A 10,995-nucleotide genomic window follows, 5' to 3' on the forward strand; every position below is an offset into this window, starting at 1 on the left:
TCTCAGGAGATTCCAAACTCTTTGCTGATGAAGTCGAAGATCTCGTCGTCGCTGGCCGAGTCGAGGTCGGGCCGGTCCGCTTCCACGGCGGGCCCGGCCGCCAGGTCGGACGCCTTGGCGAGCAGGTCCTGCATCCGGGCGGTGAACCGGGCGCGGGCCACCGGGTCGAGCGGGATCGCGGTGAGCAGGCTCTCCACCGTGTCGATGCCCTGGAAGAGCGGTTGCGTGGAGGGCGCCGCGTCGGCGGCGATCTCACTGGTCAGCTTCTCGGCGAGCGCCGTCGGCGTCGGGTAGTCGAAGACCAGCGTCGCCGGCAGCCGCAGCCCGGACAGGCCGTTGAGGCGGTTACGCAGGTCGACGGCGGTGAGCGAGTCGAACCCCAGGTCGGTGAAGAGCCGGTTCGGGTCGACCGCGTCGGCGCCGGCGTGACCGAGGACGGCGGCGATGTTCGCCCGTACCACGTCGAGCACCACCTTGAGCCGCTCCGGGCCGGCCAGGCCGGCGAGCCGCTGGCTGAGCTGCACCCCGCCGGAGCGGGCGCCGCTGGCGTCGACGGAGCGCCGCGTCGGCACCCGGACCAGGGCCCGGAGCATGGGCGCGAGGGAGCCAGCCTCCGCCTGTCCGCGCAGCGTCCCGACGTCGAGGCGCATCGGCACGACAGCCGCCGCGTCGAGCCGCCACGCGGCGTCGAAGAGGTTCAGCGCCTGCTGGGTGGCCAGGCCGGCGGCGCCCTGCTCGGCCATCCGCCGCACGTCGTCGTCGCCGAGGTGACCGGTCATGCCGCTGGCCTGCTCCCACAGGCCCCACGCGAGCGAGATACCGGCGAGCCCGTGTGCCCGGCGGTGCGCCGCGAGGGCGTCCAGGAAGGCGTTCGACGCCGCGTAGTTGGACTGGCCGGCGCTGCCCAGCGTGGCCGCCGCCGAGGAGAACAGGACGAAGGCCGCGAGGTTCGCGTCGGCCGTGAGGCGGTGCAGGTGCCACGCCGCGTCGATCTTCGGCACGGCGACCGCGTCCACCCGTTCGGGGGTCATCGACTCCAGCACGCCGTCGTCGAGGACGCCGGCGGCGTGCACCACGGCGGTGAGCGGGTGCGCTGCCGGCACCCCGGCCAGCAGCGCCGACAGGGCGTCGGGGTCGGCGGCGTCGCAGGCCGCGACGGTCACCTCCGTACCGGCGCCGGCGAGTTCGGTGACCAGGTCGCCGATCCCCTCGGCCGCCGCGCCGCGCCGCCCGGCCAGCAGCAGGTGCCGTACGCCGTGGGTGGTGGCGAGGTGACGGGCCAGGATACGGCCCAGCACGCCGGTCCCGCCCGTGATCAGCACGGTGCCGTCCGGGTCGATCCCGCCGGGCAGCGGCTCCACGCCGGCCGGAACCCGGCCGAGCCGTGGCGTGCGGACCTGCCCGTCGCGCACGGCGAGCTGCGGCTCGCCGGAGGCGATGGCGGCGGCCAGCGCCGCGGCGCTGTCCGGGGCGCCGTCGAGGTCGACGAGCTGGCACCGGCCCGGGTGTTCGAGCTGGGCGGTGCGCAGCAGGCCCCAGACCGGGGCCTGGCGCAGGTTGACCGCCTGCCGCTCCCCTGCCGCGACCGCGTTTCGGGTGACCAGCACCAGCCGCGAGTCGGCGAACCGGTCGTCGGCGAGCCAGGTCCGCAACGCGGCGAGGGTACGGTGCGTGATGGCGCGCGCCTGCGCGGCGAGCGCCGGGTCCGTCGGGTCTCCGGCGTCGCCGACCGGGACGATCACCGCCTCGGGCGTGGGCTCGCCCCCGGCGAGCAGGTCGCCCAGCGAGTCGAGGTCGACGTCGGTACGCACCCGGGCACCGGCCGCCTCGCAGGCGGCGCTTAGCGCCAGGTCGTCGCCGAGCGCCACCCAACGGGTGGCCGCCGGCACGGGGCCGGTGGGCACCGGCAGCACCGGCCAGTCCACCTGGAACAGCGACTCGTGCCGGCCGGAGCGGGCCGCACCGAGGGAGTCGCCGGAGACGCGGCGCATGATCAGCGAATCGACGTGCAGCACCGGGGCGCCGGTGGCGTCGGCCACCTGGAAGGAGACGCCGACCTCGCCGGCCGCGGCGACGCGTACGCGCAGGGCGGTGGCGCCGGCGGCGAGCAGGGAGACGCCGGTCCAGGCGAACGGCAGGCGGGGCACGCTGGCGTCGGCGCCGTCGCCCATCCGGCCGAGGAAGCCGCCGATCGACATGGCCTGCAACGCGCCGTCCAGCAGCGCCGGGTGCACGCCGAAGCGGCCGGCCTCGGTGTGGTGGTCGGCGGGCAGCTCGACCTCGGCGAAGACCTCGTCGTCGCGGGTCCACGCGGCCCGCAGGCCACGGAACGCCGGACCGTACCCGAAGACGGTCGCCTCGATGCCGGAGTAGAAGTCGTCGGACTCGACGCGCGTCGCGCCGGGCGGCGGCCACACCCCCAGGTCGAAGGTGGGCGCGGCGTCGGCCGGCTGCGGACCGAGCAGACCGGTGGCGTGGCAGGTCCAGGCGACGTCGGCCAGGATCTCGTCGGAGCCGTCCCGGTAGGGCCGGGAGTAGAGCTGGACGGTACGCCGCCCGTCGTCGTCCCGGTCGCCGACCGTCAGCTGCACCTGGAGCGCGCCGAGTTCGGGCAGGACGAGCGGGGCGAGCAGGGTCAGCTCCTCCACCGTCGGGCAGCCGGCCTGCTCACCGGCGTACGTGGCGAGTTCCACGAAGGCGGTGCCGGGCAGCAGGATGTTGTCCATCACCCGGTGCTCGCCGAGCCACGGGTGGGTACGCACCGACAGCCGCCCGGTGAAGACCATCCGCTCGCTGTCGGGGAAGGTCAGCGTGGCGCTGAGCAGCGGGTGCCCGGCGTCCTGGAGGCCGGCGGAGCTGACGTCCTGCGCCCGGTGCACGGGAGGCTCGACCCAGTACCGCTGGTGGTCGAAGGCGTACGTGGGCAGTGCCACGGTGTCGGTCTCGGCGAGGACGGCCGTCAGGTCGACGGGCAGGCCGATCGTGTGGGCGGTCGCGAGGTTCGTCAACAGCCGCGTCGGGTCGTCGTCACCCCGCCGCAGGCTGCCCAGGGTGTGCCCGGTGACACCGGCGTCGTCCAGGATCGCCGTCACCGGCATCGTCAACACCGGATGCGGGCTGATCTCCACGAACGTCGTGTGCCCGGCGGCGACGGCCACCCGCACCGCCGCGTCGAACTGGACGGTCTGCCGCAGGTTGTCGTACCAGTAGTCCGCCGTCATCGAGGACGGGTCCACCCAGTCCCCGGTCAACGTCGACACGAGCCGGGTGTGCCCCTGCTGCGGGGTCACGCCCGCCAGGTCGGCGCGCAACTGCTCGGCGACCTCCTGCACCGCCGCCGAGTGCGACGCGTAGTCCACCGGAATCAACCGCGCCCGCACCCCATCGCCCTGACACGCCTCCACCAGGTCAGCGACCGGCTGCGGCGGACCCGACACCACCACAGTCGACGGGCCGTTGACCGCCGCGACGCCCACGCCGGGGAACTCCCCGAGGCGCTCGCCGACCGACTCGGCCGACAGGTCCACCGACGCCATCGTCCCGGTACCCCGCAGCACCGTCAGCGCCCGCGACCGCAGCGCCACGGCCTTCGCCGCGTCCTCCAGCGACAGGATCCCCGCCACACACGCCGCACCGATCTCACCCTGCGAGTGACCGACCACCACAGCCGGGGTGACCCCCGCGTGCTGCCAGACGGCCGCGAGAGCGATGCCGACGGCCCACAGCACCGGCTGCACGACCTCGACCCGCTCCAACCACGACTCGTCATCACCCGTCAACACCGACACCAGGTCCACGTCCAGGTACGGCGCAAGAGCCCGCTGACACTCCGCCAACCGCGCGTCGAACACCGGCGCACGACCCACCAGGCCAGCCGCCATCCGCGCCGACTGCGCACCCTGACCCGGGAACACGAACACCGCACCCGCGCCGTGGGGCGTGGCGGCGCCGGCGACGACGTTGCCGGCCGGCGTTCCGGACGCCAGGGCGTCCAGCCCCGCCAGCAACTCCTCCGTGCTCGACCCGACGACGACGGCCCGCTGGTCGAACGTCGACCGGGTGGTGGCGAGGGACCAGCCCACCGCCGCCGCGTCGACCTCGCCGCGCTCGCGGACGTACTGCGCCAGGCGGGCCGCCTGGCCGGTCAGGGCACCCTTCGACCGCCCCGACAGCGGCCATGCGACGACGTCGGAGGCCACGAGGCCCGGCTGCGGGTCCACGCGTGCGGCGTCGGCCGGCTCGTCGCCCTGCTCGATGATCACGTGGGCGTTGGTGCCGGAGATGCCGAACGACGACACCGCCGCCCGGCGCGGCCGGTCCACCGCCGGCCACGGCCGCGACTCCGTCGCCAGCTCCACCGCGCCCGAGGTCCAGTCGATGTGCGGGGACGGCTCGTCCACGTGCAGCGTCGCCGGGACGAGGCCGTGCCGGATGGCCTGCACCATCTTGATCACGCCGGCCACACCGGCGGCGGCCTGGGCGTGGCCGATGTTCGACTTGATCGAGCCCAGCAGCAGCGGCCGGTCGCCGGGCCGCTCCCGCCCGTACGTGGCGAGCAGGGCCTGCGCCTCGATCGGGTCGCCGAGGGTGGTGCCCGTACCGTGCGCCTCGACAACGTCCACGTCGGCCGTGGAGAGCCGCGCCGAGGCCAGTGCCTGCCGGATCACCCGCTGCTGCGAGGGCCCGTTCGGGGCGGTCAGCCCGTTGGAGGCGCCGTCCTGGTTGATCGCCGAGCCGCGTACCACCGCGTAGACGGTGCGGCCCTGCCGGCGGGCGTCGGAGAGCCGCTGCACGAGCAGCATGCCGACGCCCTCGGACCAGCCGGTGCCGTCGGCGGACGCGGCGAACGACTTGCACCGGCCGTCGGCGGCCAGGCCGCGCTGCCGGGAGAACTCGACGAAGGCGGTCGGGGTGGCCATCACCATCACGCCGCCGGCGAGGGCCATGTCGCACTCGCCGCGCCGCAGCGCCTGGCCGGCCCAGTGCAGGGCGACCAGCGACGACGAGCAGGCCGTGTCCAGCGAGACCGCCGGCCCTTCCAGCCCGAACGTGTACGCCACCCGGCCCGAGATGACGCTGCTGGTCATCCCGGTCAGCATGTAGCCCTCGGCTGCCTCCGGCGAGTACGCGAGCAGCGAGCCGTAGTCCTGGCCGCTGGTACCGACGAAGACGCCGGTGCTGCTGCCCCGTACGTCGGCGGGGTCGATGCCGGCGGACTCGAAGGACTCCCAGGTGGTCTCCAGCAGCAGCCGCTGCTGCGGGTCCATCGCGAGGGCCTCGCGGGGCGAGATGCCGAAGAAGCCGGGGTCGAACCGGTCGACGCCGCTGAGGAAGCCGCCGCCGCGGGCGTAGAAGGTGCCGGGGGCGTCGGGGTCCGGGCTGTAGAGGCTGTCGAGGTCCCAGCCCCGGTCGGTCGGCAGGTCGCTGATCGCGTCGACGCCGTCGACCACCAGCCGCCACAGGTCGTCGGGCGACCACACCCCGCCGGGCAGCCGGCAGGCCATGCCGATGATCGCCAGGGGCTCGTCGTCGCCCACGGCCACGGTCGGGGTCGCGGGCCGGACGGGAACCGGGGTGCCGGCGATCTCCGTACCCAGGAAGGCCGCCAGGTCGTGCGGGGTCGGGTAGTCGAAGACGAGGGTGGCCGGCAGCCGCATCCCGAACGCGTTGTTGAGCCGGTTGCGCATCTCGACGGCGGTGAGCGAGTCGAAGCCGAACTCGCTGAACGCCCGGCGCGGCTCGATGGCCGCCGGGTCGGGGTAGCCGAGCACGGCGGCGGCCTGCCCCCGGACGATCTCGACGAGCGCGGCGGCCCGCTCGGTGTCGCCGAGCCCGGCGAGCTGCTGTACCAGCGACGCGCCGGTGGTGGCCGCGGCGGCGCGGGCGGGCGTGCGGATCAGGGCCCGGTACAGGGGCGGGATGCTGCCGCCGGCGAACTGCACCTTCATGGCGGCCAGGTCCAGCCGGGCCGGGACGAGCGCGGCGTCGGTGGTGCGGCAGGCCGCGTCGAAGAGGGCGAGCCCCTCCTCGGCCTCCATGGCGGCGACGCCGGAGCGGGAGATCCGGTTGAGGTGGACGTCGTCGAGCTCGGTGGTCATGCCGCTGCGGTCGGCCCAGAGACCCCAGGCGAGGGTGAGCGCGGCGAGGCCGCGCGCCTTGCGGTGCTGGGCCAGCCCGTCGAGGAACGCGTTGGCGGCAGCGTAGTTGCCCTGGCCCGGGCCGCCGGCGGTGGCGGCCAGCGAGGAGTACGAGACGAACGCCTTCAGGTCGAGGTCGGCGGTCAGCTCGTGCAGGTGCCAGGCGGCGTCGACCTTGGGCCGCAGCACGCCGTCCATCCGCTCGGGGGTGAGCGAGGAGATGACGCCGTCGTCGCGCACGCCGGCGGCGTGGATGACGGCGGTGAGCGGGTGCTCCGCCGGGATCGCGGCCAGCAGCTCGGCCACGGCGTTGCGGTCGGCCACGTCGCAGGCGGCGACGGTGACGCGCACGCCGAGCGCCTCCAACTCGGCGCAGAGCTCCGCGACGCCTCCGGCGGCCCGGCCGCGCCGGCTGGTGAGGATCAGGTGCCGGACGCCGTACGTGCTGACGAGGTGCCGGCTCATCAGCTGGCCGAGGGTGCCGGTGGCGCCGGTGATCAGGACGGTGCCGTCGGAGTCGAACGGGGCGGCCGGCGGTTCGGCCACGGCGGGGACCCGGGTGAGCCGGGCGCCGGCGGCGACGCCCGCGCGGATCACGACCTGCGGCTCGTCGGTCGCGACGGCCGGAACGAGCGCGGCGGCGCAGCCGGCCACGTCGTCGACGTCGACCAGCACGAACCGGTCGGGGTTCTCCGACTGGGCGGAACGCAGCAGGCCGATCACGGCGGCGCCGGCCAGGTCGGCCAGGTCGGTGTCCCGGTCGGTGGCGACCGCGCCCCGGGTCAGCACCACCAGTCGGGACACCGCGTAGCGCTCCTCGGCGAGGAACTGCTGGAGCACGGCGAGCACCCGGTGGGTCGCCTCGGCGACGGCGCGCGGCACGTCCGCCGACGTGGGCGGGTCGAGCAACGGCAGGACCAGCACGCCGGGCGCGTTCGTCCCGTCGTCCATCGCCGTGGCCAGGGCCGTCAGGTCGGGGTACGCCGCCACGGCCGTGCCGGTGGCCGCGACCGCGTCGGTGAGCGCCGCCGCGTCGCCGAGCACCGCCCAGTCGACGGTGGACGGGCCGGCGGGCAGCGCGAGCGGCGCCCACTCGACCCGGAACAGCGACTCGGTGCCGCCGCCGGAGGCGGTGCGGAGCTGGTCGGCGGAGACCGGCCGCAGGACGAGGGAGCCGACGGAGATGACCGGTGCGCCGGTGACGTCGGTGAGCAGCAGCGAGATGCTGTCGGGGCCGGTGTGCGAGACCCGCACGCGGGCCGCCGCGGCCCCGGCGCCGTGCAGGGCGACGTCGTTCCAGGAGAACGGCAGCCGGCCGTACCCGGGGGGCATGTCCGCCCCGGACGGCTCCCCGGCCGGCGTGGTCAGGCCGAGGGTGTGCAGGGCCGCGTCGAGCAGGGCCGGGTGCAGGCCGTACCCGCCGGCCTCGGCGGCGGGGGCCTCCGGCAGCGCCAGCTCGGCGAAGAGGTCGTCGCCGCGCCGCCAGGCGGAACGCAGGGCGATGAAGGACGGGCCGTAGTCGTAGCCCTGGGCGGCGAGGTTCACGTACAGGTCGTCGGTGCCGACCTCGGTCGCGCCCGGCGGCGGCCAGGTGGTCAGGTCGGACCAGCCGACGGGGCCGCTCGGCGCGGCGGGGCCGCTGGCCAGCACGCCGCTGGCGTTGCGGGTCCAGGTCCGCTCGCCGGCGCCCTCGGCCGGCTCGCCGTCCTGCGCGGAGTGCAGCGACACGGACCGGCAGCCCGTCTCGTCGGCCGGGCCGATCCAGAGCTGGATGTCCACGCCCCCGGTCTCGGGCAGGATCAGCGGCGATTCGAGGGTGAGTTCGCGGACGTGGTCCGCACCGACGTGCGCGCCGGCCTGGAGGGCGAGTTCGACGAAGCCCGTGCCGGGCAGCAGCACGGTGTCGAAGACAACGTGGTCGGAGATCCACGGGTGGGTACGCCGGGCCAGCCGGCCGGTGAACAGGAAGCCCTCGGCGTGCGCGACGCCGACGGCGGCCCCGAGCAGGGGGTGCTGCGCGGGGCGCAGGCCGACCGCGGTGACGTCGCCGGTCCACCCGGCGCCCGCCTCGGGCCAGTAGCGCTGGTGCTGGAACGCGTACGTGGGCAGGTCCACCCGGCGGGCGCCGGTGTCGGCGAACCACGGCTGCCAGTCGACGGCCACCCCGTGCACGTGCAGCTCGGCCAGGCCGGCCAGCAGCCCGTGCGTCTCGGGCCGGTCCTTGCGCTGCACGGCCGCGCTGAGCACGGCGTCGTCGCCGGGCAGGATGTCGGCCGCCATCGCGGTCAGTACGCTCTGCGGCCCGATCTCCAGGAACGTGTCGACTCCGGCGGCCCGCAGCGCGGTGACCCCGTCGGCGTACCGCACCGCCTTCCGGACGTGCCGCACCCAGTAGTCGGGGGTGCGGATCTCGTCGGCCTCGGCCAACGCCCCGGTCACGTTCGACACGACCGGCAGCGACGGCGCGGCGAAGGTCAGCCCGTCCAGCACGGCCCGGAACTCGCCCAGCATCGGCTCCATCAACGGACTGTGGAACGCATGGCTGACGGTGAGCCGGCGCGTACGCACGCCCCGGTCGCGCCAGACCCGCTCCACCTCGTCGAGAGCCTCGACGGCACCCGAGACCACCACCGCCGTCGGTCCGTTCACGGCCGCGATCCCCACGTCGGCCAGGCCGTCCAGCGTGGCCAGCACGTCGGCCTCGGTCGCCGCCACGGCCAGCATTCCGCCACCGGCCGGCAACGCCTGCATCAACCGCCCACGCGCCGCCACCAGGGCAGCGGCGTCGACCAGCGACAACACCCCCGCCACATGCGCGGCCGTGATCTCACCGATCGAGTGACCACCCACGAACTCCGGCGTGATCCCGAACGACTCCACCAGCCGGAACAGCGCCACCTCGACCGCGAACAACCCGGCCTGCGTGAACACCGTCTGATCCAACAAACCCGCCTCGGGGCTGCCCGCCTCGGCGAACAGCACCTCCCGCAGCGGACGCGGCAGCAACGCGTCCAGGTAGACGCACACCTCGTCCAGCGCGGCGGCGAAGACCGGGAACTCGGCGTACAACTCCCGACCCATGCCGGCACGCTGCGCGCCCTGACCGGAGAAGAGCACCGCGAGCGAACCTCGGTTGCCGGCCTGGCCGGCGACCACCGTGCCCGACGGGTCCCCGGCGGCGAGGGCGCGCAGCCCGGCCAGCAGCTCCTCGCGGCCGGTCGCGGGCACCACGGCCCGGTGGTCCAGGGTGGACCGGGAGGTGACCGCCGAGAAGGCCACGTCGAGGGGCCGCAGGGTCTCGTCGGCGGCGATCCGGGCCGCCCAGCGGGCCGCCTGGGCGGCGAGGCCCGCCGCGTCGCGGGCCGACACGGGCACCGGCACGAGCGGCCGCTCGACCACCGGCGCGGCGGCGGCCGACGGGGACTGCTGGGGCGCCGGGGCCTGCTCCAGGATGGTGTGCGCGTTGGTGCCGGACACCCCGAACGAGGAGACCGCCGAGCGGCGCGGCCGGTTCACCGCCGGCCACGGCGTCGCCTCGGTCACCAGCGAGACCTCGCCGGCCGACCAGTCGACCTCGGGGGTGGGCTCGTCGACGTGCAGGGTGGGCGGCACGACGCCGTGCCGCATCGCCATCACCATCTTGATCACACCGGCCACCCCGGCGGCGGCCTGGGCGTGCCCGATGTTCGACTTCACCGACCCCAGCAGCAGCGGCGCGGCGTCCCCCCGGTCCTGCCCGTACGTGGCCAGCAGCGCCTGCGCCTCGATCGGGTCGCCGAGCCGGGTACCCGTACCGTGCGCCTCGACCACGTCCACGCCGCCCGAGGCGAGGCCGGCGTTGGCCAGGGCCTGCTGGATCACCCGCTGCTGCGAGGGCCCGTTCGGGGCGCTGAGGCCGTTGGAGGCGCCGTCCTGGTTCACGGCGCTGCCCCGCACCACGGCGAGGATCGGGTGACCGTTGCGCTGCGCGTCCGAGAGCCGCTCCAGCAGCAGTACGCCGACCCCCTCCGACCAGCCGGTCCCGTCGGCGGCGGCGGCGAACGCCTTGCACCGGCCGTCGGCGGCGAGGCCCCGCTGCCGGGAGAACTCAACGAACGCGGCCGGCGTGCACATGGCGGTGACCCCGGCCACGAGCGCCAGGGTGCACTCCCGCTGCCGCAGCGCCTGCGCCGCGAGGTGCAGGGCGACCAGCGAGGACGAGCAGGCGGTGTCGATGGTGACCGCCGGCCCCTCCAGCCCGAACGTGTAGGCGATCCGGCCGGAGACGACGCTGCCGGCGTTGCCGGTCATCAGGTGCCCTTCCAGGCCCTGCGCGGCACCCATCAGCACGGTGCCGTAGTCCTGGCCGGTGCTGCCGGCGAAGACGCCGGTGCGGCTGCCCTTCAGCGAGTGCGGGTCGATGCCGGCCCGTTCGAGCGCCTCCCAGGAGGTCTCCAGCAGCCAGCGCTGCTGCGGGTCCATGGCCAGCGCCTCGCGGGGGGAGATCGCGAAGAAGCCCGGGTCGAAGTCGGCCACGTCGTGGACGAAGCCACCCTGCCGCGTGTACGACGTGCCGGACTGCTCGGGGTCGCTGTCGTAGAGCGACCCGAGGTCCCAGCCGCGGTCCTCGGGGAAGTCGGAGACCACGTCCCGGCCGGACGCGACCACCTCCCACAGGTCCTCGGGCGACCGCACCCCACCCGGGAAGCGGCAGCTCATGGAGACGATGGCGACCGGTTCCTGTTCACCGGCCTCCACCTCGCGCAGGCGCTGGCGCACCTGGTGCAGGTCAGCGGTGACCCGCTTGAGGTAGTCGAGAAGCTTCGCCTCGTCAGCCATGGACCGCGCACTCCTTGTGTTGACCCGTCGTCGCAGCAGC

At 75.1% G+C, this 10,995-nt stretch carries 1 protein-coding gene; it reads right to left on the bottom strand.

The genetic code is table 11. The features are described from left to right. Positions 1–2: 2 nt before the first annotated feature. On the bottom strand, positions 3–10,991 hold the full coding sequence (locus tag ACGFIR_RS16600; protein WP_393145846.1) for a type I polyketide synthase: 10,989 nt from the start codon (positions 10,989–10,991) through the stop codon (positions 3–5). Positions 10,992–10,995: the final 4 nt, after the last annotated feature.

Source organism: Micromonospora sp. NPDC049051 (assembly GCF_043197575.1).
Lineage (GTDB): Bacteria > Actinomycetota > Actinomycetes > Mycobacteriales > Micromonosporaceae > Micromonospora.